The sequence below is a fragment of the Bradyrhizobium sp. 17 genome (assembly GCF_023073515.1).
In the GTDB taxonomy this organism is placed as follows: Bacteria; Pseudomonadota; Alphaproteobacteria; order Rhizobiales; family Xanthobacteraceae; genus Bradyrhizobium; species Bradyrhizobium canariense_D.
Genome location: NZ_JADPJQ010000120.1, coordinates 84,479 through 107,460, shown reverse-complemented (window position 1 = coordinate 107,460; position 22,982 = coordinate 84,479). Strand labels below are relative to the sequence as shown.

Here is a 22,982-nt window from a genome sequence, read left to right as displayed (position 1 = left end):
CGCCCGGGGAGAGGTGACATGTCTGCAAGAAAAAGCCGCAAGATCGTGAGATTCCGGACTTGCGTGCAAGGTCGGTCGGGGGTGATGTGGGCCATAGGGGTCCCGGGTGTTCGACTGCGTTGAGCGATGAGCGCAAACGCGATGTTAATCCGGGTCAATTACTCCTGAATTTGCCTTTGAAATCAGGGACTTTGGCCCCTACCCGAAAGAGATCAGACTGATGGCAGCCGTTCCCGGCGTCCGCCGCTCAGAGCTCGGTGATGCGCTGCGCGCCTGTCGCACGGCGTTTGTCGGCGTCGGCTTGATGAGCTGCATGATCAACCTGCTCTATCTGACCGGGTCGATCTTCATGCTGGAGGTCTACGACCGGGTGCTGCCGAGCCGCAGTATTCCGACCCTGGTCGGCCTGATCGTCCTCGCCGGTTTCCTCTACATGGCGCAGGGCGTGCTGGACATGATCCGCAACCGGATCTTGGGCCGGGTCGGTACCGCCCTGGACGAAGCCTTGAACAAGCGGGTGTTCGACACCATCGTGCGCCTGCCGCTGCTGGTTGGCAGCCGCAACGAGGGGCTTCAGCCGCTGCGGGATCTCGACAATGTCCGTTCCTTCCTCGGCGGCATGGGACCGAGCGCGTTCTTCGACCTGCCCTGGCTGCCGCTCTATCTCGCCATCTGCTTCGCCTTCCACGTCATGATCGGCGTCACCGCGCTGGTCGGAGCCGTCATCCTGGTCGGGTTGACGCTGGTCACCGAGTTCATGTCCCGCCAGCCGGCGCGCGAGGCGATGGGGCTCGCCGCCCAGCGCAACGATCTCGCCCAGGCCAGCCGCCGCAATGCCGAAGTCATGGTGTCGATGGGCATGGCCGGCCGGATGAACGCGCGCTGGAGCGAGGCCAACGAAAAATATCTCGACGGCAACCAGCGTGCGAGCGACGTCGCCGGCGGTCTCGGCGCGGTCGCAAAAGTGCTGCGCATGATGCTGCAATCGGCCGTGCTCGCGGTCGGCGCCTATCTCGTCATCCACCAGGAGGCGACCGCCGGCATCATCATCGCCGGCTCGATCCTCTCGGCACGCGCGCTCGCGCCGGTCGACCTCGCGATCGCGCACTGGAAATCCTTTGTCGCGGCACGCCAGAGCTGGCATCGTCTGACCCGCCTTCTCGAGCAGATGCCGGCGCAGACGATGCCGACCCAGTTGCAGGCGCCCACCAGCCGCCTCTCGGTCGAAGGTATCGCCATGGTGCCGCCGGGCGACCAGCGCCTCATCGTGCAAGACATCACCTTTGCGCTCGAAGCCGGCAATGGCCTCGGCGTGATCGGACCGAGCGGCTCCGGCAAGTCGTCGCTGATCCGCGCGCTGGTCGGCGTCTGGCAGCCGGTCCGCGGCAAGGTGCGGCTCGACGGCGCGGCGCTCGACCAGTGGTCGTCGGACATGCTTGGCCGCCACATCGGCTATCTGCCGCAGGACGTCGAATTGTTCGGCGGCACCATCGCGCAGAACATCAGCCGCTTCGATCCCGAGGCCACGTCTGACGGCATCATCGGCGCCGCCAAGGAAGCCGGCGTGCACGAGATGATCATCAAGATGCGCGAGGGCTACAACACCCAGGTCGGCGAGCAGGGCACGGCGCTCTCCGCGGGCCAGGCGCAGCGCGTGGCGCTGGCGCGCGCGCTCTATGGCAACCCCTTCCTGATCGTGCTCGACGAGCCCAATTCCAATCTCGATACCGAAGGCGACGAGGCGCTGACCCGCGCCATCCGCGCGGCGCGCGAGCGCGGCGCCATCGTCATCGTAGTGGCGCACCGTCCGATCGGCGTGGAAGCGGTTGACCAGATCCTGGTGCTGCGCGACGGCCGCATGCAGGCCTTCGGGCCGAAGGAACAGGTGCTCGCCCAGGTGCTCCAGCCGCGCGTGACGCCGCCGGCGCCGATCAAGATCGTCAGCGAAGGCGGAGCCAAGGCATGAGCACGATGGCGCTCGGCGGCGCGAAGCCTGCCGCGAAGAGGACCGTACGGCAGTCGATCCGGTTTCACCTGATGCTCGGGCTTGGGATCGTGCTGGTCCTCCTGGTCGGCCTCGGCGGCTGGGCTTCGACGGTGCAGATTTCGGGCGCGCTGATCGCGCCGGGTCAGATCGTCGTCGAGTCCAATGTCAAAAAGGTGCAGCATCCGACCGGCGGCGTCGTCGGCGAGGTGCGTGCTCGCGATGGCGACGTAGTTAAGGCTGGCGACATCGTGGTGCGGCTCGACGACACCGTCACCAAGGCGAATCTCGCCATCGTCACCAAGAATCTCGACGCGGCGCAGGCGCGTGCGGCGCGGCTCCAGGCCGAGCAGCGCGGAATCGACAGGATCGACTACCCGCAAGCGTTGCTCGATCGCGGCAACGATCCCGACGTCAAGGCGCTGCTCTCCGCCGAAACCAAGCTGTTCGACGTCCGCGTCAACGGACGCGCCGGCCAGAAGGCGCAGCTGCGCGAGCGCATCCAGCAGCTCAATGAAGAGATCGAGGGCCTCTCCGCGCAGGAGCGGGCCAAGGACAAGGAAATTTCGCTGGTGCAGCAGGAGCTCGTGGGTGTCCGCGATCTCTATGACAAGCACCTGGTGCAGATCTCCCGTCTGACCACGCTCGAACGCGACAGCGCCCGCCTCAACGGCGAGCGCGCGCAATACATCGCCTCGCGGGCGCAGGCCAAGGGCAAGATCACCGAGACCGAGCTCCAGATCATCCAGGTCGACAAGGACATGGTCAGCGAGGTCTCGAAGGATCTGCGCGAGACCAACGACAAGATCGGCGAAATGATCGAGCGCAAGGTCGCCGCCGAGGACCAGCTTCGCCGTGTCGACATCCGCGCGCCGCAGGACGGCATGGTGCTGCAATCGACGGTGCATACCGTTGGTGGCGTCATCACCGCCGGCGACGCCCTCATGCTGATCGTGCCGCAGGCCGACGATCTCCAGGTCGAAGCCAAGGTCAATCCGGTCGATATCGACAAGCTCCAGATCGGCCAGAAGACGCTGCTGCGCCTGTCCGCGTTCAACCAGCGCACAACGCCGGAGCTCAACGGCGTCGTCAGCCGCGTCTCGCCCGACGTCACCACCGATCAGCGCACCGGCCAGAGCTACTACACCATCCGCGTCTCGCTGTCCGCAGAGGAGGTCGCCAAGCTCGGTGACTCCAGGCTGATCCCCGGCATGCCGGCGGAAGCGTTCGTCCAGACCGGCGATCGCACCATGCTGTCCTACCTGATGAAGCCGCTGCACGACCAGTTCATGCGAGCGTTCCGGGAGAAGTGACGCGCGAAAGCGCGTCATCCCATTCGTCATTGCGAGCGCAGCGAAGCAATCCAGGTCGCCTCCGTGGCGAGATTTCTGGATTGCTTCGCTACGCTCGCAATGACGGGCGGCTTCTTTCTTGCTTTAGTTTTCTTGCTATAGTTCGATTCAGCCCCAGCAAACCCGGCGTCGAACAATGCAATCCATCCAATCTCCACCCTCCGTCGCCACCGAATCCTATTCCGACGCCGGCCTCGCCGTCGCCCGCCTCGAAGAGATCTACGAGCGCAACACGAAGTTCCTGCGCGACCGGTTCGAAGCTTACGTCAACGGCGAGGCAATCACGACGCGGGTGCGGGCCTTCTATCCCTTCGTCCGTATCACCACCGCGACGCATGCGCGGCTGGATTCGCGGCTCGCCTACGGCTTCGTCGCGCGGCCCGGTGTGCACGAGACCAGCGTCACGCGGCCGGATCTGTTCCGGACTTATCTCACAGAGCAGATCGGACTGTTGATCCAGAACCACGGTGTCCCAGTCGAAATCGGCGAGTCCAGCGAACCGATCCCCGTTCACTTCGCCTATCGCCGCGACATCAACATCGAAGCCGCCATCACCACCAGCGAGAACTCGCCGGTGACGCGATCGCTGCGCGATGCGTTTGACGTGCCTGATCTGGCCACCATGGACGATGCCATCGCCGACGGCACTTTCGAGCTCCAGCCCGGCGCGCCCGAACCGCTGTCCCTGTTTCGGGCGGCCCGCGTCGACTACTCGCTGCGCCGGCTCTACCACTACACGGGCACGGATCCAGAGTATTTCCAGAACTTCGTGATCTTCACCAACTACCAGTTCTATGTCGACGCCTTCGCGCAGCTTTGCCAGCAGCGGCTTCAGGCTGGCGAGGCGGGCCTCGATGCCTTCGTCGCTCCAGGCAATGTGATCACGCGCAGCGGCGGCGCGACGACGGGCGTTGCGCCCGCGCGCACGCCGCAGATGCCTGCCTTCCACCTGGCCGCGCCCGGCTATCGTGGTATCACCCTGATCAACATCGGCACCGGTCCGTCGAACGCGCGCAACGTCACCGACCATGTTGCCGTGCTGCGGCCCCATGCCTGGCTGATGCTCGGCCATTGCGCGGGCCTGCGCAACACGCAGCGGCTCGGCGACTACGTGCTCGCCCATGGCTATGTGCGCGAGGACCATGTGCTCGATCGTGAGTTGCCGCTGTGGGTGCCGATCCCGGCGCTCGCGGAGATGCAGGTGGCGCTCGAGGAGGCGGTCGAGGACGTCACCGGGCTCGAAGGATTCGAGCTCAAGCGCCTGATGCGCACCGGCACCGTCGCGAGCGTCGACAACCGCAATTGGGAGATCAGCGGGCCCGATGTCATTCGCCGCTTGTCGCAATCGCGCGCGGTTGCGCTCGACATGGAATCGGCCGCGATTGCCGCCAACGGCTACCGCTTTCGCGTCCCTTACGGCACGCTGCTGTGCGTCTCCGACAAGCCTCTCCACGGCGAGATCAAGCTCGCAGGCATGGCCAGCGAATTCTACCGCCGCCGCGTCGGCCAGCATCTCGAGATCGGCTTAAAGGCGCTGGAACGGCTCAAGCAGCAGGAATCCGAGCGACTGCATTCCCGCAAGCTCCGCAGTTTCGCCGAAGTTGCATTTCAGTAGGCCATGGATTGCCTTTGCTGCTGACAAGCAGCGGGATTTTCGGCATTTTCGGCGCGGGGGTCGACCGGGACGAATTGATGCCACTCATGCGCGACAGGATCATTGGCCATGATCTCGAACGGCTCGCCTTTCGCTTCACCATGCTGAACGACGGCGAGGTCGTGCAGTGCCAGATCAGCGACGCCGCCATGGACGAGCTTGCGGGCATGCAAGGCACCGAAAGCAGCGCGCGGCAGGCCCAGTTCCTGTCGCTGCGCGAGACCATCGAGCGGCTCGCCTCAGACCTCTACGACGAGGCGCCGCGGGTCAGGGGCCATGTGGTGCGGATCTTCACGCGACATTTGCAGCGATAGTGCCGCTCCAGCCTCCGCCGTCATGCTCCAGGACAGTTCATCAGTTGGTCAAGATTTGGTCTTGCCGGGCTTACCTTCCCGCCGGCAGCCATTTCGACGAGCGTCAATTCCTCTAAAGCATTCGCTAACCAAGCAACCGTTTCGCGGCAATCTTAAGACCTGCGAAACCAGACGTTATCCAGCTATGAATTGATGGCCCGTAGAGGTTGGGTCACGAAATGGAGCCTCACGAGTGATCGCGTGACAAAAGACATTGTTGGAATCCACGCGATCCGCGGGCCCGGTCATGACGTCAATCCGAACAAGACGCAGCCAGAGAGTTGGCGGCTTGCAATCGCCGTCGCGATCGGATGTGGACTTGTCGGCCTTGCGCTCCGCTACGTTGCCCGGGAACACGCGACCGATGACGCCATTCAGCATCTGATCCCCTGGTATGTCTTTGCTCGCGATCACGGAGTCGCCGGGCTGGCCGAAGCCTTTACCAACTACACGCCGTTCTACAGCTACCTCCTGCTGATTGCCGCCCGATTTGATTGGCTAGGCGAGCCACTTTCCCTCGTGAAAGCGATCTCGGCAGTATTCGAGTTGGGCTGCGCGATCACTGTGGCCCAGATCGTCTGGCGAGCGACAAAGCTGCCGTTGCGAGCTTCCCTGGCCTTCTGCGCTGTCTGGCTTGCACCGACGGTGATCTTCAACGGCGCGGTGTGGGCGGAGAGTGATTCGATCTGGACGTACTTCACGCTGGTTTCCATCGCGCTGTTCATGCGGGACCGAAATGGCGTTGCGTCATTTGCGATGGCATTTTCGGTGAAGGCTCAGGGCGTGTTCCTGGGACCCTTCGTGCTCGGCATGATTCTGCGCCGCAGGATCCACCCGGCATGGCTCGCCACCGTTCCCGGGATCTATGTGGTTCTCGCCATTCCGGTTCTGGTCGCCGGTAGATCTTTGGCCTCCGTGTTCGCGGTCTATCTGGACCAAGCTCACACCTTCAATCGCCTCACCATGAACGCAGCGAACATCTGGGTGCTGGCTGGCGGACTGCCGTACGCGATCGGAGTCGCCGTCGGCATGGTGCTCGCGGCCGCGAGCGGGCTCGCCTTGTCGATCTTCATCGCGCGCTCTCGACGGGCGGGGCCGGAGTTTATTCTGCTCGTCGCCTGTGTATCGCTCATGCTCATGCCGTATCTGCTCCCGAAGATGCACGAGCGGTACTTCTACGCGTTCGAGCTTGCGTCGATCGCGCTGGCCTGCCTCAATCCGCGCTATGTGCCCTTCGCGGTGATTGCTCAGGTCGACGGCGTGTTATCCTATCTCGCGTTCGAAAACGGAATCGTCCTGGGCGTGCTGCCGGCGGCACTCTGCAACAGCCTTCTCGTGTACTACCTCGTGCATGATCTTTGGCGCGGCGAACGTGGATTTCGCTTTCCGAAGCTTGCTTGGCTCGGCTTCATCGCGTCGACCGCGGGATTGTTCTCCTATCTGGTCATCGAAGGGCCCGGTTTGAACATATCGCCCCTGTACCTGCTCGCCACGGGTCTCGTGACAGCTGCGGCGCTGCTGCTCCTGAAAGAGTCGCGTGGCGACTTGGCCGGCCCGGACCAGTTGCCTTAATCCTGGGCGACCCGCGTCATCGAGCCATCAGCTGTCAAACATGATCACGCTGCGCAGCGTCTTGCCGGCCTTCATGTTGGCAAACCCTTCGTTGATCTCGGAGAGCTTCAGCTTGGCCGAGATCCAGTCTTCCAGATGCAGCCGGCCGCGCAGGTAGAAATCCACCAGCCGCGGCATGTCGACGCGAAAATGGTTCGAGCCCATCGATGAGCCCTGGATCCTGCGCTCGCGCAGGAAGTCGAAGCCGTGCAGCTCGATCTTCTGGCCGAACGGAATCATGCCGACGATGGTGGCCGTGCCGCCCGAGGCGAGCATGCCGAAGGCCTGCTCCGCGGTCTCCTTGCGGCCGAGCACCTCGAAGGAATGATGCACGCCGCCATTGGTGAGATCGCGCACCTGCTTCACGACGTCGCCGTCTGCCGGATTAATGATGTCGGTGGCGCCCAGCTTGGTCGCGAGCTGGAGCTTGGCCGGGTTGGTGTCGATGGCAATGATGCGGCCGGCGCCCGCGATCTGCGCGCCGTTGATCGCGGCCATGCCGACACCGCCGCAGCCGATCACGGCCACGGTCTCGCCGGCCGTCACCTTCGCCGTGTTCACGACCGCGCCGTAGCCGGTGATGACGCCGCAGCCGATCAGCGCGGCCAGATCGAGCGGCATCTCCTTGCGGATTTTGACGATCGCGTTCTCGTGCACCAGCATCTGCTCGGCGAAGGACGAGAGGTTGAGGAACTGATGCAGCTTCTCGGAGCGAGCCCATTGCATCCGATTGGACACCCCCGGCAGCAATTTCACCGTGGTGTCGGTGCAGAGCACCGTGCGGCCCGTGGTGCAGTTGTCGCAGGTGCCGCAGAATACCGAAAGACAGGTGACGACATGATCACCGGGCTTCACATAGGTGACGTCGGAGCCGACCTGCTCGACGACACCGGCCGACTCGTGCCCGAGCACCGCGGGCAGCGGATGCGGATAAAGGCCTTCCATGAAGTGCAGATCGGAGTGGCAGAGACCTGCGGCCGAGGTCCGGATCAGGACCTCGCGCGGGCCGGGCTTCGGCAGGCTGACATCCTCGATGACTAGGGGCTTGTTGACTTCATGGAGGACGGCCGCCTTCATCGAGCACTCCCTATCGCTTTTTTTGCTTCGAACGTGGGTGCAGCCTACGCTGCCAGGACCAGTTCGCCAACCTCGCTCATGCTGCCTGCACGATCGCCGAGCAGCAGCGCCGCGATCTTCTGCTGCACGGCATTTTCCGTCAGCCGGAACGGATCGCTCGGCGACACCCGGTGATCGATCACCAGCCGCGACAACAACAGCCTGCGCGCATCGCCCCGCATGTCGTGAATACGATGCGCCTCCCAGGCGAGCGCGACGGCACCGGCGACATGATAGAGCAGGCTGGTGGCGCGGCGCGCATCGGCCTCATTGTCGGCCTTTCCCGCGACCTCGCGTGCGAAGCCCACCGCACGATCGGTGAGCGTGTGCAGCCGGTCGCGCCAGGCCTGCGGCACCGAGGGGCTGTCATCGAGGCGAGCATGCAGATCGGCGGCCAGCGCGGATTCGGCGCCGTGGCGGCCGACCGCACGCCTCAGCGCATCGATCGCGACGATGTTGCCGGTGCCTTCCCAGACCGAACCGAGATGCGCGTCGCGGAGCAGGCGGGCGGTCGCGAATTCCTCGATATAGCCGATGCCGCCGCGCATCTCGAGCGCATCGCCACAGACCTTTCGCGCATCGCGGGTGGCGCGGAATTTCAAGGTCGGCGTCAGGATGCGCAGCAGTGCGGCCGCATCCTGGCTGCCGGCCTCGGCGCGGTCGAGCGCGTCCGCAGTGAGAAAGCTCATCGACAACGCCTGCTCGACCGGCAGCATGATCTTCAGCATCTGGCGCCGACCTAGCGGCAAGTCGATGATGCGGTTGCCGAACACCACGCGGTTTTTCGCCACCGTCATCGCGTCATGGTAGGCCCGCCGCATCAGCGCGGTGGATTTGACGCCATTTGAGAGCCGCGACGAGTTCACCATCTCGGCCATCTGCACGAAGCCGCGGTCGAGCTTGCCGACCGCGTAGGCGATCGCGCCTTCGAGCTTGATTTCACCCGAGGCCATCGAGCGCGTGCCGAGCTTGTCCTTCAGACGCACGATCCGGTAGTGGTTCTGCGAGCCGTCGTCGAGGAAGCGCGGCATCAGAAACAGGCCGACTCCGCGCGTGCCGGGGCCGGCACCTTCGGGGCGCGCCAGCAGCATCACGATCTTTGCGTCGGCGTTCGAGCAGAACCATTTTTCGCCGGTGAGGCGCCAATGGTCGCCTTCCTGCACGGCCGTCGTGGTCAGCGTGCCGACATCGGAGCCGCCTTCCTTCTCGGTCATGAACTGGCCGCCCTGGGTCAGCTTGCTCATGTCGGTCTGGGTTAGTCCGTCGAGATATTTCGCCTTCAGCGCCTCGCTGCCGAAATTCGCGAGCAGCTTGGCGCAGCCGTCGGTTACGTTGATCGGGCAACCCATGCCGAATTCGGTCTGGTTGAACAGGAAGGTGAAGGCGTGCTTGGCGACGACAGGATATTTGTCCGGCCAGCCCATGATGCCCTTGCGGATCGAGAGCGCGTGGATGCCGAACTCGCCGAAGGCGGCCTTCTCCAGCTCGCGATAGGCCGGGTGGTATTCGATCCACTGCACGTCGCGACCGAACTTGTCGCGCTGGTGCAGCACCGGTGTGTGCCGGTCGGCGAGCCGCGCGCATTCATCGAGCACGCCGCCGGCGAGTTCGCCCAGCCGATCGAGATGCGGCTCGATGTGGCGGAATAGCGTCTCCGGTAGATGAATGCGGAGGAGATCGGTGAGTGCCTGATCGGCGCGGTAGAAATTCATGCCGGTGGTATCGGGAGCCAGCAGTCCGGATGGTGCGGCCGCGACCTGTTTTGGCTGCGCGGGGGCCGGCTGTCGCATGATCATCCTCTTCGTTTCCGCCTTGCGGTCATTTTGCGCTGATTTGGCGCTTGCCGCTTGTGATGATGTCGATCATGCTCCAGTCGCGAAAGCGGATAAAGCCGCAAATTGTCAGGGAGGCATGATCGCCGTGAGGGCGCAATTCGCTCTGCGGAATTATGATCGTCCCGGCTGGTTGTCCGCGCGGACCGTGCATAGATCAGCGGCTTCCCGTCTTCGAGAGATCACGCCATGGAACACCCGAAATACAAGATCGCCCTCATCGTCGGCGCCGGCGAAGGCCTGAGCGCCTCGCTGGCGCGGTTGTTGTCCGCCCAGGGCATCCGCGTCGCGCTGGCCGCGCGAAAAATCGAGAAGCTCGGCGCGCTCTGCAGCGAGACCGGCGCCAAGGCCTATGCCTGCAACGCCACCGAGCCTGATGCGGTCGAACGCCTGTTTGGCCTGGTCGAACGCGAGATCGGCATGCCCGACGTGGTCGTCTACAACGCCAGCGGCCGCGCGCGCGGGCCGTTCGTCGATCTCGTTCCGGCCGACGTGGCGAACGCCATTGCGGTCAGTGCCTATGGCGGCTTCCTGGTGGCGCAGCAAGCGGCCAGGCGCATGCTGCCGAACCAGCACGGCGCGATCCTGTTCACCGGCGCTTCGGCAAGCGTCAAGGGCTATGCGCAGTCCGCGCCGTTCGCGATGGGCAAGTTCGCACTGCGCGGGCTCGCGCAGAGCATGGCGCGCGAATTGTCGCCGCAAGGCATCCATGTCGCCCATTTCGTGATCGATGGCGGCATCAGGAGCGCAGCGCGCACGGAAGCGCCGGAGAAGCCGGATTCAATGCTCGATCCCGATGCCATCGCGGAGAGCTACTGGAACGTGTTGCAGCAGCCGCGCAGCGCCTGGAGCTGGGAGCTGGAGCTGCGGCCCTGGGTGGAGAAGTTTTGAGGCAAGCTGCCGTAGGGTGGGCAAAGGCGCATAGCGCCGTGCCCACTATCAACGACGAAACAGCAATTGGTGGGCACGCTTCGCTTTGCCCATCCTACAAGGGCGGGAATCATGTCCACGGAAACCACCATCGATACCGGCACCAGTGAACTCCTCTGCGTGATCCGCGATCGCGTCGCATTGATCACGCTGAACCGGCCCGAGGCGCGCAACTCGCTGTCGGACGCGCTGACCCCGGCGCTGCGTACGATGATCCGCTCCTGCGGCGAGAACCCCGATGTCGGCGCGCTGCTGATCACCGGCGCCGGCGAAGCGTTCTGCGCCGGCGGCAACGTCAAGGGCATGGGCGCGCATCGCGACCCGAAGAAGCTGGAGATGTCCTTTGACGACAAGGTCGCCGATCTCCAGGAGCGGCAGCGCCTGCTCACCGGCGCGCTGGTGTCGGTGCGCAAGCCGACCATCGCGGCGCTGCCGGGGCCGGCGGTCGGCGCGGGGCTCGCCATCGCCATGGCCTGCGATATCCGCATTGCCGCGCAATCGGCCTTCGTGGCCACCGGCTATGCGCGCATCGCGCTGTCCGGCGACTATGGCATCGCGTGGCTGTTGACGCGCCTCGTCGGCACCGCGCGGGCGCGCGAGCTGCTGTTCACCGGCGATCGGGTCGATGCTGTCAGGTGCGAGGCCATCGGCCTCGTCAACCGCGTGGTGCCCGATGACAAATTGCAGGCGGAGGCCTTTGCACTGGCAAAATCCCTCGCTGAAGGTCCGCGCCTCGCGTTGCGCTACATGAAGGACAATCTCGACGAGGCCCTGCTGTTCGACTTCGAGACCGCGCGCGACCACGAGGCCGAACGTCTGGTTCGCCTGACCACGACCGCCGATCACAAGGAAGCGGTGCAGGCCTTCATCGAGAAACGCAAGGCGGTGTTCACGGGGAAGTAGCGGCGCAAAAATGCCCGGCTCTGGTTTTCGCCAGGCCGGGCTCGAGTGGTGTCAGGCCGAGGCTGAGGGGCTATCGGCCTGACGGGAAAGAGCGACGAGGCGCCAGCTCGCGCAGGGAATGTCTTTCGGTGCGACGGAGATCTCCTTGTCGAAGCGCACTAGCTTCCAGTCGTCCGGATGGTTGACGAAGGCGAAGTCCGATTTACGCGCGACCGAGATCATGGCGGCGTTGGAGCGCAGCGTGTCGCCGAACATGTGGTCGGCGCCGAGCGCGGCCGCGCGGCATTCAAGATTCTTCATCAGCACGGTGGCGATGCCGTGGCCCTGCCAGCGGTCGGCAACCGACAGACCGAATTCAAGCGTCGCGGTTTCGGCATGCAGCGCATAGCGCGCTTCGGCGACGATGGTCTCGAAGCCGTCGACCATCATGGTCGCCACCACGGTAAAACGTTCGCGCTCGCCGATTTGAAGGAATTCGTGCAGCAGGCCCTGCGGCAGTTCGCTGATCGCGCCGAAGAAGCGGTTGTATCGGGACCGCGTCGAGAGCGAGCGAAAATAGTGCTGGAGCTCCTCGGTGTCGCGCGGCTCGACGAAACGAACGCGCAGCGCCTCGCCGTGTCGCGTGCGCAGCGTGTCCGAATATTGCTTCAGATCTTCCAGGCGAAGGGTGCTCATGACACGCGCCCCCAAGGGGACCAAAGGGGAAAGGGACCGCCGGCGCCCCCACAGTCAGGCGGCGCCGGCCTGGCGGCCAATCAGGCCCGCCAGAAGGGTTTGTCGGCCTCGTAGGCGACATCGCTCCAGGACAGTCCGACGTCCTGAAGGTCGCGCGCGGACCAGTTGGTGAGCTCACGCCGGGTCCGGTAACGCTCGTGCCAAACGTGAAGCGTCTCGCCGATCTGGTGGATCAGCCCTGGCGCATGATGATTTGTCATCGAATTCTGGGTCAAAGTAGACATTGCCAGCTCCTGGAGCTAAGTTGACCGCTAATATCTGCTTCCGGGTGCACTGCGACAAACGACAATTTGTACTCTTTCGCATGAAATAACGTCATGTATCCTGCTGCCAGATGACTGCCAGATTGCCCTCCCTGAATGGATTGCGGGCCTTTGAGGCCGCCGCGCGCCATCTCAGCTTCACGCTGGCGGCGTCCGAGCTGAACGTGACCCAGACCGCGATCAGCCACCAGATCCGCAGGCTCGAGGAGGAGCTCGGCATCCGCCTGTTCGTCCGGCAGAACCGCGCGCTGGCGCTGACGGCCGAGGCGCGCGACTATCTGCCGGGCGTCCGCGCCGCCTTCAACGACCTCCGGCTTGCCACCGATCGGCTGCTGCGCAAGGACGATGACAAGGTGCTGACGGTCTCGACGCTGGCTTCGCTCGCCGCAAAATGGCTGCTGCCGCGGCTGACCGATTTCCAGGAGCACCATCCCGGCATCGACGTCCGTATCACGACCTCCACCAGCCTCGTCGACTTCCAGCGCGACAATGTCGATGCCGCGATCCGCTACGGGCGCGGCCAGTGGCCGGGCTTGCGCGCCGACTGGCTGATGGCGGACGAGCTGTTTCCGGTCTGCAGCCCGTCTCTGCTGCGTGGCGACAAGCCGTTGCGCTGTCCCGAGGACCTCAAGAGCCACATGCTGCTGCACACCTCCAACGCCAACAGCGACGACTGGCGGCTGTGGTTGACGGCGGCGGGTCTGCCGGCCGACATCGCCAGGCAGCCCGGCATCACCTTCGACATGATCTTCATGACCATCCAGGCCGCGATCGACGGCATCGGCGTGGCGATGGGGCGGACCTCCTATGTCCAGGACGACATCGCCAAGGGGCGACTAGTGGTCCCCTTCAAGATCGCGCTGCCGGCCGATGCGGGCTTCTACCTGGTCGCGCCGGAGGGGCGCCGCGAAGCGCCGAAGCTCGCCGCATTCCGTGAGTGGATGATCGCGGCAACGCGGAATAAGGCCTGAAATCGTGCCGGCGCATGTCCGCGCAACCTGCTTCTCGCTACAGCTCCACCACGACGTAGTCGCTCTCGATCTTCACGGGTATCGTCTCGGCGACATACGGCCCCTTCACCACGCTTGCACCCGGCTCGACATGGGCCGGGTAGGCCTTCACGCGGAAGCGGCGAGGGTCGCAGTAGGACTGGCCGGTGCGGATGTCGAACTCCCAGCCATGCCAGGGGCAGCGAATGATCTCGCCGAGCTTGGTATATTCGATCTCGCCCGGATCCTTCGATTGCGCGAGCCCGATCAAGGGTCCCTCGCACAGCGCAGCGCCCTGATGCGGGCAGCGGTTCATCAGGCCGAAATATTCACCCTTGATGTTGAAGATTGCGATCGGCCGTCCGTCGATCTCCAGAAATTTTCGCGTGCCGGGCGGAAGCTCGTCGACCGCGGCAATCACATGCCGCGCCATCAACTGATCCCGTACAGCTTCTTCGCATTGCCGAGATAGAAGGCCTCGCGGTCGTCGTCGCTGACGCCCGCGGGCAGCACGCGCGACGGCTCGTCGTAATCCCAGTGCGGATAGTCGGTCGCGAACAGTAGCCGGTCCCAGCCGATCCACTTGATGACATCGAACAGATCCTCGCGCCGCTCCGGATCCTCCATCGGCTGCGTCGTCCACCACACCTGCTCGCGGATATATTCGGACGGCGGCCGCTTGACATGCGGCACCTCGCTGCGCAGGCGCTGCCAGACTTTGTCGAGCCGCCATGCTAGCGACGGCGCCCAGCCGAAGCCGGCCTCGATCATCACCATCTTCAACTTCGGGAAGCGCTCGAACACGCCCTCCAGCACGAGGCTTGCGAGCGCCGATTGCTGGCACTGCGAGTGGCCGACCATCTCCTCGATGTAATAGGAGGGCCAGCCCGACGGCGTGATGGGGTTGCCGCCGAAGCCGAAGGCGTGGACGCCGACGGGAAGGCCGGCCTCTTCCGCAGCCTGATAGATAGGCCAGTAGCGACGCTGGCCGAGCGGCTCGACATTGCGGCTGAGCAGCAGCACCTGCACGAAATTCTTGTCGCCGGCACGCTCGCGGATTTCCGCGGCGGCTGACAGCCCGTCCTCATTGCCGACGACGATGGACGCCTTCAGCCGCTTGTCCTTGCTGGTCCATTTGTCGATCTGCCAGTCGTTGATCGCCGAGCACAAGGCCGCCGAAAGCTCGTGATTGCGGATGCCTTGCCCGGTGTTGAGCGGATTGAGCACGCCGAGCTGCACGTTGTTGGGATCGAGCAGCTGCTTCTGCATGAAGGACAGCGAGGAGCCCTGCGGCCCGCCTTCCGGCGGATAGGCGTCGCGGCGCGAGGCGTTGGGCTGGGCCTTCGGATAGGGCGGGCCTTCCATCATGCCCTGATAGGCATGGACGCCGTACACTTCGAGATGATGCTGCCAGCGTTTGGCCAGGTAGGGATAGAGCTCGGCGCGGGTCGCGCGTGCCGGATGGATGTCGCAGTCCGCGATCGCGGTTTTGACGGCCAGTGGGGAAGCGGCTTCGGAGCTTTCGCGGAACTGAATATTCATCGCCTTGCCTCCTTTGGCAGCGGCTAAGTCAGGCGGGGATAGGTCGCATGCGGATTATCGATCATGATCTTGCGCACGAGATCGGGGGTGAGACCTGCGGGCAGCGCCTCCTGGCCGTCGAACTGCCAGTGCGGATAGTCGGTGGAGAATACGACCAATTCGTCGGACTGCATATGATCAAACAGGCGAATTAATGTCGCCTCATCCGGCGGTGCATCGAATGGCTGCAACGAGAAGCGGATGTTGCTGCGCACAATGTCCAGCGGCGCGCGATCAACCCACGGCGTCTCCATCCGCACCCCACGCCAGAACTTGTGCAGGCGCCATAGAAATGGGGAGATCCAGGACACCCCGGATTCAAGCATCACCATCTTCAGCCGCGGATATTTGACGAACACGCCCTCGACGATCAGGCTGGTGAGCTGGGTCTGGAACGCCTGGGCCTGACCGGCATAATCCTCGATGTGGTAGGAACCCCAGCCCACGGCGGTCGGCGGATTGTGATAGGCGGAACCGGCATGAATGCCGATCGGTAATTCCAGCCGTTCCGCCGCCTCGTAGATCGGCCAGAGCGCGCGCTTGCCGAGCGGCGTATCGCCCATCACGAGCATCAGCACCTGCACGAAGCGGCGGTCCGTCGCACAGCGCTCGATCTCGGCGACGGCCTTCTCGACGCTTTGGGTGGGGATCACGATCGAGCCGCGCAGCCGCGGATCGCGATCGAGCCATTCCTTCACGAGCCAGTCGTTCAGCGCGCGGCAGAAGGCGGCCTGCAGATCCTCTGAAAACACCATCTGCACGCCGTAGAGCGGATTGCAGATGGCGTGCGAGAGCTGGAAGGGATCGAGCACATGGCGCTGCATGTCCGCCAGGCTTTCACCCGGCTTGCCGCTTTCGGGGCGCCAGTCGGGCCGCGCCGTGATCGGCGAGTTCTGCGGGTAGGATTGCGAGATGAGATCGACCATGCCGCGCGTCGTCACCTGATCGCGCCAATACTCGTTCAGGTACGGCAGCAGGCTGGTCAGATGCGGCACGGCCGGATGCACATCGCAATCCACTCCGCCGGCGATCAGGGACGCCATGACGTGTCCTTCACGTTTCCTCGTCGCGTCTTTCCCGCGGGCAGAGCTTGGCCGCTCCGCCCTTTGGCCGCCATTCAAGCAGGCCTGCCCGTTGGCTGCAACTCGGCCAACGGCGCTGTCATATGCTAGAAAGGCCGAGCTCGGTTGCGAAGCAATAAGGGGTCAAGGAATGAAAGAGCTCGTCGGCATTGCGGAACAGGTCGCAGCGAAGCTGATCGCGCGCAAACAGACCATTGCTGTTGCGGAATCCTCGACCGGCGGCCTGATCTCGGCCAGCCTTCTCGCGGTGCCCGGCGCGTCCGCTTATTTCCTCGGCGGGGCCGTGGTCTACACTCGCGATGCCAGGCGCGTGCTGATGGATATTTCGGACGAAGGAATGAAGGGCTTTCGTTCCTCCTCGGAGCCCTACGCGCAATTGCTGGCCGGGCAGATGCGCAGCCGTTTCAACTGCGATTGGGGCCTGTCGGAGACCGGGGCGTCCGGTCCCACCGGCAATCGCTACGGCGATGCGGCGGGCCACAGCTGCATGGCGGTCGCCGGGCCCGCAGTCGAGGTGATGACGCTTGAGACGGGCAGCAACGACCGCTTGGCCAATATGCAGACCTTTGCAGCGACAGCGCTGAAATTGCTGCTGAAGAATCTGGAGCGGTGAGCTCGCGGCCTCCCGAATATCTGGCTGTGCCGGAGAATGTGTGGTGTGACGCGCTCTTTACCGCGACACGTGCGCCGACACCGCCAGCCACGTCCCGTTCGTCTTCGCCCAGCAATCGGTATAGCGCCCGGTGGCCTGCTGGCCGTCCGCATTGGTGTAGCTCGTTGCCGCGTGGATGATGGCGAAATCACCCATGATACGGATGATGACGTCGTGCTCTCTGAGGTTTCGGATCGCAATCGGCCGCGCCGTCTGCTTCAGGAAGGCCTCGCGATCGACCAGCGTCTTGTCGGGATTGGAGCAGTAGAACTCCGGCGCCAAAATCTCGTCGAAGCGCTTGACGTCGCAATTCTGCACCGAGGCCACATAGTCGCGGTTGAGCGCGGTGAGCTGTTCGAGGTCGTTGCTCATGGGGTTTCTCTCAGTCATTGAACAAGGGCGGCGGCACGAACCCGCCGAACTCGCGTTCGATCAGCTCGGCGAGCTTCAACGGCGTGTGGTCCTCGAGGAAGGGCCCGATGATTTGCACGCCGACCGGCAGGCCGTCCTTCGATAGGCCGAGTGGAACAGCCGTTGCCGGCAGGCCCGTCAGCGTGGCGATGCCGGGCCACGCAAGCTGGTCCGGATAGGCGTGGTCCTTGCCATCGATGTTGATTCGGCGCTTTTCCTGCTCCGGCGAATGATCATGCGGATAGGCCGGCGTGGGCATGATCGGACAGATCACCGCATCGAATGTCTTGAACAATTGCCGCCATTGCGCGCGCAGGCCGGCGCGGGCGCCCTCGTCGAATACCCAGGCCTGATGCGTGCTGGTGATACCACGCAGCCGTTCGGCAGCGAGACTCTTGTCGTCGGGTGAGAGCTGCGCTGCACCGGCACGCGCGCGCGCGAGATTGTCCGGCGGAAGGAAGGCGCCGAGGAAGCTCATCAGCATGCGCATGTAGAGGCGAGAAGCCTCCGTGAAGTCCGGAAACAGCGGACTTTCGCGCGCGACGCGCGCGCCCGTGCCCGTCAATTGCCCCGCCAGTTTTTCGATCGCGCCGCGAATATCTGCATTCGCAGGCAGCAGCGGATGGCTGTCGATCACCAGCACCCGGAAATCCTTCAGCGCGCGGTGTCGCGCCTCCGGCAGCGCGAGCTTGTATCCGATGCCCAGGTCCAACGGATCGGGGCCTGCCATCACGTCCAGGAGCAGGGGCAGGTCGACTGCGCTCCGCGCCATCGGACCGATCACCGCCATATCGCGCTCCATCGGGATGGCTGGAAAGGGCGGCGGCGTGTGGCCACGCGTTGGACAGAGATTGTAGGTCGGCTTATGCGCATAGACCCCGCAATGGAAGGCGGGCACGCGCAACGAGCCGCCGATGTCGGACCCAAGCGAGAGTGGTCCGTAGCCTGCCGCGAGCGCCGCAGACGAGCCGCCCGACGAGCCACCCGGCGTGCGGCCGAGATCGAACGGATTGTTCGTCGTGCCGTAGATCTCGTTGTAGCTCTGCCAATCCGCCAAGCCCACGGGGACGTTGGTCTTGCCGAGGATGACGCCACCGGCCTCCTTGACCCGGGCGATCGACAGCGCGTCCTCCGCCGGCTTGAAATCTTTCTGCGGCGTCCAGCCCCAGGTCGTGGGCAGGCCGGCGATGTTGTAGGATTCTTTCACAGTGATGGGGAGACCGAGCAGCGGCTTTCGCTCGCCGCGCGCCAATGCGGCGTCTGCCTCGCGTGCGGCGTCCAGCGCACGGTCGAAATCCCGGACGCAGATCGCGTTGACCTTGCTGTCGTGCCGTTCGATGCGGTCGATCGCATCCTGCGTGAGCTCGACCGCGGAAACCTTCTTGGCCGTCAGTGCCGCCGACAGCTCGACCGCGCTCTTGAAGCTCCATTCGGATTTGGCCATCCCGCATCTCCTGTTCTTAGCGTGGAACAATGATGCGCAGTTTGGCCCAGCACCGCAACCGCCGTTTGATCGCGATTGACATCTGAGCAAGACGGAACGCGGTGAGCCAAGCAACCACTCGCAGTTATCGCCCGGCTTGACCGGGCGATCCAGTATTCCACCGGCGCCGATTGGACACGGACAGGTCGCGGCGTGCTGGATGCCCGGTCAAGCCGGGGCATGAAGGCGTCCTACGCCGCTCCGATCAATATCCCCACCGCCAGCACGATCGCGCCGCCGAGCACGATCTGGAACACGGCCTGGAGGAACGGCGTGTCCATGTAGCGCGCGCGGATGAAGGCGATCGCCCACAATTCGAAGAACACGACAATTCCGGCGATTCCCGTCGCGATCCAGAATGCGTTGGCCCAGCTATCGGGCACGAGATAGGGCAGGGTGTGCCCAAGCCCGCCTAGCGTCGTCATCAAGCCGCAGGTGAGACCGCGCAGCCAGGGCGAACCACGCCCGGTCAGCGAGCCGTCATCGGACAGCGCTTCCGCAAAGCCCATGCTGATGCCGGCACCGATCGAGGCGGCGAGGCCGACCAGAAATGTTTGCCAATTCTGATGCGTGGCGAAGGCAGCCGCAAACAGCGGCGCCAGCGTCGAGACGGAGCCGTCCATCAGGCCGGCGAGACCTGGCTGCACATATTGCAGCACGAACATGCGCCGGTTGGTGCGGTCTTCCTCGGCGCGCACGTCTGAACTCAGGATCCGATCCGTCAGCTTCGCCGCCACCTCTTCGTGGCCCTTCTCGGCCTCGGCCAGATCGCCGAGCAGGCGGCGCACGCCGACATCCTGCGCCTGTTCAGCGGCCTTCACGTAAAAGCGCTCGGCCTGCAATTCCATTGTCTCGACCTCCTTGCGGATGGTGTCGAGCGACAGGTTTTTGGTGAGCCAGACCGGACGGCGGCGCAGGAAGCCTTTGACGTCCTCGCGGCGGATCGGGGGCAAATGCGGACCGAAGCGCTGCTCGTACATTTCCAGCAGCATGTGGCGATGGCCGCGCTCTTCCTCGGCCATCTGTTCGAAGATCTTGGCGGAGTCCGGATAGCGCTCCTTCAAGTCTTCGGCGAAGCTCATGTAGATGCGGCTGTCCTCCTCCTCGGAGGAGATTGCGACCGCAAGCACCTCGCGCTCGGTCAGATCGGCAAAATTCTTCACGGCGGCCCTGTCTGATTAGTTTAGAATAATTCTAAACTATATAGGGCGCTTGGGTTACCGGGTCAAACCACGCCGCGGCTCTTCGCCAGGAAATCGAGCAGCAGGCGGCTCACCTCGGCCGGCTGCTCCTGCTGCACCCAGTGACCGGCGCCATCGACGAGGTGGCAGCCCAGCAGCTTCGTGCAGGCCCGCGCCTGCATGGCCTCGAATACGCCGGGACGCTGATAGGTGCCCCAATCCTGCTTGCCCGAGATGAAGCAGGAGGGGATGTCGATGTTGCGGCCGGCCAGCAATTGGAGCTGGCTGTTGAATGCGCCCGATGTGCCGCAGCGGTACCATTGCAGGCCGCCCTGGAATCCAGTGCGGCCATATTCGGCGCTGTAGTAGCCGAGCTCGCGGTCGGGCAGCCATTGATTGGCGGCGATTGCGGCCTGCGAGGGCATCTCCTTCGCGACCGTCTCGGCCATGGTCTCGTTCAGGTCCATCACATAATAGGTCGGCAGCTTCGCAAGCTCGTTCGCCGACCAGGATTTCAGCGGATATGGCTTGTTGTCGGTCCAGTCCGCGCTCTTGTGATGATAGTAGGCGCGCAGGAAATCATGCACGCCCTGTGGCGCGCGGTGCATGTCGGCATTGGCCGGGCGTGTCGCATAGTACCATTGATAATGCTTGCGTGGACGCGGCAAGGCGGCGAGCTCGCGATGCACGGGGTCTTCGGCCGCTGGCTTTACCGGCGTGTCGACCGTGTTGAACGGCAGCGGCGGCGCTCCGCCGAATGGCGCGCTCATCATCGTCACCGAACGAAATACGTCGGGCCGCATCAGCGCGCACCAGGCCGCGACTGGGCTGCCGAAATCATGTCCGACCACGTCGACTTGCCTGTAGCCGAACGCCGACACCAGCCCGAGCGCATCCCGCACCAGGTTGAAGAGCGAAAAGGGCGCGAGATCGCCGTCATACTCCGCGCTCCATCCCGTCGTCCGGCCATAGCCGCGCTGGTCCGGCGCGATCACGTGATAGCCAGCCGAGCTCAGCGCCGGCATCACCTTTCGCCAGGAGAAGGCAAGCTCGGGAAAGCCGTGCAGCAGCAGGGTGCAGGGCCGCCCCTTGGTCTCGAAGCCGGCCTCCAGCACATGCATGCGCAGGCCGTTGATATCGTCGACATAGCGTGAGCGGATGCCGGCGGGGAGCGGGATGTCGGGGAGCATTGTCATTTGCTTTCTCCACACGGGTGGAATCGTAAGGAGGGCAAAGGCGCGCTTCGCGCGCCGTGCCTACCATCATTCTACAACGCGTTTGGCATGGTGGGCACGCTTCGCTTTGCCCACCCTACGATTGCGCCATTCGACTACACCGCCGCGCATACGAAGCCACTGCCCTTGCGCCGGATCTTCCCAACGGACGGCGACGGGAAATGCGCGGTGCAGCACAGCGTGTCGGTGTCGCAATAGCGTTCCAGGAAGCTGCGGCGCGTCGTTGCCGCCCTGGCTTGATCGAGGTCGAACTTGACCGACAGCTCCGGATAGAGCGTCTGGATCGGTGAGTGCATGAGGTCGCCGGAGAACACGGCGTCGTCCTTGCCGTGGCCCATCGTGATGGCGATATGGCCCGGCGTGTGGCCCGGCGTCGGCAGGATGCGGACGTGATCGCCGATCTGGTGATCGTTGCCGACAAGCTCGTGGCGTTTGGCCTCGACCACCGGCAGCACGCTGTCGGCGAAGGGCGGCACCTCCGCCTTCGCGTTCTGCTCGGTCCAATGATCGAACTCCTGCTTGGCGAAGACGTAGCGCGCTTTCGGGAAGGTCGGCACCCAGCGGCCGTTCTCCAGACGCGTGTTCCAGCCGACGTGATCGACATGCAGATGCGTGCACATCACGAAGTCGATGTCGTCAGGCGAGAATCCGGCAGCGTTGAGTCCGCGCAGATAGGTGTCGTCGGTCTTCATGTTCCATTTCGGGCGCTGCGGCCGCGGCTTGTCGTTGCCGATGCAGCTGTCGACCAGAATGGTGTGGTGCGGCGTCTTGATCACATAGGACTGGAAGCACAGCATCAATGTGTCGCCGTCATCCAAGGCTTTCGCCTCCCTCATCCACGCGCGGTTCTCGGCCAGCAGCTCCGGTGTCAGCCCCGGCAACATCTCCAGCGCCGGGACGAACGAGGTTTCCTGCTCGATGATGCGATGGATGGTGAGATCGCCGACCGCGTATTTCAGGCTCATATGAACTCCCGCGCTTTACGCCGCCGGCGGCACCGAGATCTTCACGGAGGGCCGCTCGAGCATCTTTTGATGGAAGGCATCGAGCTTCGGATAGGCCTTGCGCCAGCCGCAATCGGCGAAGCGGAAGTCGGCATAGCCGAGCACGCAGACGAGGCCGATCTGCGAGATGTCGAACGGACCGTTGAGGACATCGGGCATGTTCTCGAAGCGCGCCATGCCGGTCCAGGCCCGATTCCAATGGTCGTCCGACCACGCCTGCCATTGCAGGCCCTGCGGTCGCACCATCTTCTCGTAGCGGCACAGCAGCATGGAATCGAGCATGCCGTTGATCAGGGAATGATTGGTCTTGGCCTTCCAGCGCCGCGGACCGTAATCGGGGATCAGGCTGCCGCCGGCCATCTCGTTGAGGTATTCGACGATGACATACGAGTCCAGGATGACGTCGCCGTCATTGGTGATCAGCACCGGCAGCTTTTTCAGCGGCGTGATGCGTGAATAGTCCTCGTTGGCCGTGCCGGGCGCGACGCTCGCCGGCGTGAGTTCGATCTTGTCGATCAGCCCGAGCTCGATCGCGGCGATGCGCACCTTGCGGGCAAAGGGCGAGGCGGGGGAGAAGGTGAGCTTCATGGGACAATTCCCTGCGATCGGTCTTGAGCAAATGGTGTCTCGT

The 22,982-nt window shown here is 64.1% G+C and carries 22 protein-coding genes; 9 read left to right on the top strand and 13 right to left on the bottom strand.

Annotation, left to right across the window (positions count from 1 at the left end; all coding sequences use genetic code 11):
• Positions 1-220: 220 nt before the first annotated feature.
• From IVB13_RS29645 to IVB13_RS29625, 5 genes are all read left to right on the top strand, one after another.
• A complete protein-coding gene (locus tag IVB13_RS29645; protein WP_018457590.1) occupies positions 221-1,966 on the top strand; it encodes a type I secretion system permease/ATPase in 1,746 nt (581 codons plus the stop codon).
• Entirely contained in the window at positions 1,963-3,297 is a 1,335-nt protein-coding gene (locus IVB13_RS29640; protein ID WP_018457589.1) for an HlyD family type I secretion periplasmic adaptor subunit, read from the top strand. Before IVB13_RS29645 ends, IVB13_RS29640 begins: the two co-directional genes overlap by 4 nt.
• A gap of 175 nt (positions 3,298-3,472) precedes the next feature.
• The gene (locus IVB13_RS29635) at positions 3,473-4,951 is read left to right on the top strand and encodes an AMP nucleosidase (protein ID WP_018457588.1); all 1,479 of its coding nucleotides are present in this window, start codon (positions 3,473-3,475) and stop codon (positions 4,949-4,951) included.
• Between the two features lie 77 nt (positions 4,952-5,028).
• Positions 5,029-5,304: a DUF1488 family protein gene (locus IVB13_RS29630; RefSeq protein WP_026233404.1), complete on the top strand. Its 276-nt coding sequence runs from the start codon at positions 5,029-5,031 to the stop codon at positions 5,302-5,304.
• A gap of 240 nt (positions 5,305-5,544) precedes the next feature.
• Positions 5,545-6,915 (top strand): hypothetical protein, encoded by a 1,371-nt coding sequence (locus IVB13_RS29625; RefSeq protein ID WP_247491038.1) that lies wholly within the window; start codon positions 5,545-5,547, stop codon positions 6,913-6,915.
• 27 nt (positions 6,916-6,942) lie between these two features.
• On the opposite strand, the gene IVB13_RS29620 is transcribed toward IVB13_RS29625, so the two are convergent.
• Both IVB13_RS29620 and IVB13_RS29615 read right to left on the bottom strand, forming a co-directional pair.
• Entirely contained in the window at positions 6,943-8,031 is a 1,089-nt protein-coding gene (locus IVB13_RS29620) for a Zn-dependent alcohol dehydrogenase (protein ID WP_018457585.1), read from the bottom strand.
• A 44-nt stretch (positions 8,032-8,075) separates the two neighbouring features.
• Positions 8,076-9,860 carry an acyl-CoA dehydrogenase family protein gene (locus tag IVB13_RS29615; RefSeq protein ID WP_026233403.1) on the bottom strand — a complete coding sequence of 595 codons (1,785 nt, stop codon included), beginning with the start codon at positions 9,858-9,860 and terminating at the stop codon, positions 8,076-8,078.
• Between the two features lie 231 nt (positions 9,861-10,091).
• Here IVB13_RS29615 and IVB13_RS29610 point away from each other — a divergent pair, with 231 nt between their 5' ends.
• On the top strand, positions 10,092-10,793 hold the full coding sequence (locus tag IVB13_RS29610; RefSeq protein WP_018457582.1) for an SDR family NAD(P)-dependent oxidoreductase: 702 nt from the start codon (positions 10,092-10,094) through the stop codon (positions 10,791-10,793).
• 111 nt (positions 10,794-10,904) lie between these two features.
• Positions 10,905-11,735: an enoyl-CoA hydratase gene (locus IVB13_RS29605; RefSeq protein ID WP_018457581.1), complete on the top strand. Its 831-nt coding sequence runs from the start codon at positions 10,905-10,907 to the stop codon at positions 11,733-11,735.
• A 51-nt stretch (positions 11,736-11,786) separates the two neighbouring features.
• Here IVB13_RS29605 and IVB13_RS29600 read toward each other — a convergent pair whose 3' ends face one another.
• Together IVB13_RS29600 and IVB13_RS29595 are read right to left on the bottom strand one after the other, a co-directional pair.
• Complete coding sequence (locus IVB13_RS29600; RefSeq protein ID WP_018457580.1) at positions 11,787-12,410, bottom strand: GNAT family N-acetyltransferase; 624 nt, start codon at positions 12,408-12,410, stop codon at positions 11,787-11,789.
• Between the two features lie 80 nt (positions 12,411-12,490).
• On the bottom strand, positions 12,491-12,694 hold the full coding sequence (locus tag IVB13_RS29595; protein WP_007599575.1) for a DUF1127 domain-containing protein: 204 nt from the start codon (positions 12,692-12,694) through the stop codon (positions 12,491-12,493).
• A 110-nt stretch (positions 12,695-12,804) separates the two neighbouring features.
• Between IVB13_RS29595 and IVB13_RS29590 the strand changes: the two genes are divergently transcribed.
• The gene (locus IVB13_RS29590) at positions 12,805-13,704 is read left to right on the top strand and encodes a transcriptional regulator GcvA (RefSeq protein WP_026233402.1); all 900 of its coding nucleotides are present in this window, start codon (positions 12,805-12,807) and stop codon (positions 13,702-13,704) included.
• Positions 13,705-13,741: 37 nt separating this feature from the next.
• Here IVB13_RS29590 and IVB13_RS29585 read toward each other — a convergent pair whose 3' ends face one another.
• From IVB13_RS29585 to IVB13_RS29575, 3 genes are read right to left on the bottom strand one after another with little or no spacing between them, the layout of a single operon-like run.
• Positions 13,742-14,155 carry a Rieske (2Fe-2S) protein gene (locus tag IVB13_RS29585; RefSeq protein ID WP_018457577.1) on the bottom strand — a complete coding sequence of 138 codons (414 nt, stop codon included), beginning with the start codon at positions 14,153-14,155 and terminating at the stop codon, positions 13,742-13,744.
• Positions 14,155-15,264, bottom strand: coding sequence for an amidohydrolase family protein (locus IVB13_RS29580; protein ID WP_018457576.1), 1,110 nt, complete (start codon positions 15,262-15,264; stop codon positions 14,155-14,157). Before IVB13_RS29580 ends, IVB13_RS29585 begins: the two co-directional genes overlap by 1 nt.
• Before the next feature lie 23 nt (positions 15,265-15,287).
• Positions 15,288-16,346 (bottom strand): amidohydrolase family protein, encoded by a 1,059-nt coding sequence (locus tag IVB13_RS29575; RefSeq protein ID WP_018457575.1) that lies wholly within the window; start codon positions 16,344-16,346, stop codon positions 15,288-15,290.
• 169 nt (positions 16,347-16,515) lie between these two features.
• Here IVB13_RS29575 and IVB13_RS29570 point away from each other — a divergent pair, with 169 nt between their 5' ends.
• The gene (locus tag IVB13_RS29570) at positions 16,516-16,998 is read left to right on the top strand and encodes a CinA family protein (protein WP_018457574.1); all 483 of its coding nucleotides are present in this window, start codon (positions 16,516-16,518) and stop codon (positions 16,996-16,998) included.
• Positions 16,999-17,055: 57 nt separating this feature from the next.
• Here the strand turns inward: IVB13_RS29570 and IVB13_RS29565 are convergent, their stop codons facing one another.
• The 6 genes from IVB13_RS29565 to IVB13_RS29540 all read right to left on the bottom strand — a co-directional run bounded on the left by IVB13_RS29565 (position 17,056) and on the right by IVB13_RS29540 (position 22,939).
• Positions 17,056-17,409, bottom strand: coding sequence for a nuclear transport factor 2 family protein (locus IVB13_RS29565; protein WP_018457573.1), 354 nt, complete (start codon positions 17,407-17,409; stop codon positions 17,056-17,058).
• Positions 17,410-17,419: 10 nt separating this feature from the next.
• Positions 17,420-18,892 (bottom strand): amidase, encoded by a 1,473-nt coding sequence (locus tag IVB13_RS29560; protein WP_018457572.1) that lies wholly within the window; start codon positions 18,890-18,892, stop codon positions 17,420-17,422.
• Positions 18,893-19,122: 230 nt separating this feature from the next.
• Complete coding sequence (mbfA, locus tag IVB13_RS29555; RefSeq protein ID WP_018457571.1) at positions 19,123-20,094, bottom strand: iron exporter MbfA; 972 nt, start codon at positions 20,092-20,094, stop codon at positions 19,123-19,125.
• 62 nt (positions 20,095-20,156) lie between these two features.
• Positions 20,157-21,308 (bottom strand): alpha/beta hydrolase, encoded by a 1,152-nt coding sequence (locus tag IVB13_RS29550; RefSeq protein WP_026233401.1) that lies wholly within the window; start codon positions 21,306-21,308, stop codon positions 20,157-20,159.
• A gap of 134 nt (positions 21,309-21,442) precedes the next feature.
• Complete coding sequence (locus tag IVB13_RS29545; protein WP_018457569.1) at positions 21,443-22,312, bottom strand: MBL fold metallo-hydrolase; 870 nt, start codon at positions 22,310-22,312, stop codon at positions 21,443-21,445.
• Positions 22,313-22,327: 15 nt separating this feature from the next.
• The gene (locus IVB13_RS29540; RefSeq protein ID WP_018457568.1) at positions 22,328-22,939 is read right to left on the bottom strand and encodes a glutathione S-transferase family protein; all 612 of its coding nucleotides are present in this window, start codon (positions 22,937-22,939) and stop codon (positions 22,328-22,330) included.
• Positions 22,940-22,982 lie beyond the last annotated feature (43 nt).

Excerpts from the sequence above, each read along its gene's own strand:
- IVB13_RS29645 (WP_018457590.1), top strand. The coding sequence starts at position 221 with ATGGCAGCCGTTCCCGGCGTCCGCCGCTCAGAGCTCGGTGATGCGCTG.
- IVB13_RS29640 (WP_018457589.1), top strand. The coding sequence starts at position 1,963 with ATGAGCACGATGGCGCTCGGCGGCGCGAAGCCTGCCGCGAAGAGGACC.
- IVB13_RS29635 (WP_018457588.1), top strand. The coding sequence starts at position 3,473 with ATGCAATCCATCCAATCTCCACCCTCCGTCGCCACCGAATCCTATTCC.
- IVB13_RS29630 (WP_026233404.1), top strand. The coding sequence starts at position 5,029 with ATGCCACTCATGCGCGACAGGATCATTGGCCATGATCTCGAACGGCTC.
- IVB13_RS29620 (WP_018457585.1), bottom strand. The coding sequence starts at position 8,031 with ATGAAGGCGGCCGTCCTCCATGAAGTCAACAAGCCCCTAGTCATCGAG.
- IVB13_RS29615 (WP_026233403.1), bottom strand. The coding sequence starts at position 9,860 with ATGCGACAGCCGGCCCCCGCGCAGCCAAAACAGGTCGCGGCCGCACCA.
- IVB13_RS29610 (WP_018457582.1), top strand. The coding sequence starts at position 10,092 with ATGGAACACCCGAAATACAAGATCGCCCTCATCGTCGGCGCCGGCGAA.
- IVB13_RS29605 (WP_018457581.1), top strand. The coding sequence starts at position 10,905 with ATGTCCACGGAAACCACCATCGATACCGGCACCAGTGAACTCCTCTGC.
- IVB13_RS29600 (WP_018457580.1), bottom strand. The coding sequence starts at position 12,410 with ATGAGCACCCTTCGCCTGGAAGATCTGAAGCAATATTCGGACACGCTG.
- IVB13_RS29595 (WP_007599575.1), bottom strand. The coding sequence starts at position 12,694 with ATGTCTACTTTGACCCAGAATTCGATGACAAATCATCATGCGCCAGGG.
- IVB13_RS29590 (WP_026233402.1), top strand. The coding sequence starts at position 12,805 with ATGACTGCCAGATTGCCCTCCCTGAATGGATTGCGGGCCTTTGAGGCC.
- IVB13_RS29585 (WP_018457577.1), bottom strand. The coding sequence starts at position 14,155 with ATGGCGCGGCATGTGATTGCCGCGGTCGACGAGCTTCCGCCCGGCACG.
- IVB13_RS29580 (WP_018457576.1), bottom strand. The coding sequence starts at position 15,264 with ATGAATATTCAGTTCCGCGAAAGCTCCGAAGCCGCTTCCCCACTGGCC.
- IVB13_RS29575 (WP_018457575.1), bottom strand. The coding sequence starts at position 16,346 with ATGGCGTCCCTGATCGCCGGCGGAGTGGATTGCGATGTGCATCCGGCC.
- IVB13_RS29570 (WP_018457574.1), top strand. The coding sequence starts at position 16,516 with ATGAAAGAGCTCGTCGGCATTGCGGAACAGGTCGCAGCGAAGCTGATC.
- IVB13_RS29565 (WP_018457573.1), bottom strand. The coding sequence starts at position 17,409 with ATGAGCAACGACCTCGAACAGCTCACCGCGCTCAACCGCGACTATGTG.
- IVB13_RS29560 (WP_018457572.1), bottom strand. The coding sequence starts at position 18,892 with ATGGCCAAATCCGAATGGAGCTTCAAGAGCGCGGTCGAGCTGTCGGCG.
- IVB13_RS29550 (WP_026233401.1), bottom strand. The coding sequence starts at position 21,308 with ATGACAATGCTCCCCGACATCCCGCTCCCCGCCGGCATCCGCTCACGC.
- IVB13_RS29545 (WP_018457569.1), bottom strand. The coding sequence starts at position 22,312 with ATGAGCCTGAAATACGCGGTCGGCGATCTCACCATCCATCGCATCATC.
- IVB13_RS29540 (WP_018457568.1), bottom strand. The coding sequence starts at position 22,939 with ATGAAGCTCACCTTCTCCCCCGCCTCGCCCTTTGCCCGCAAGGTGCGC.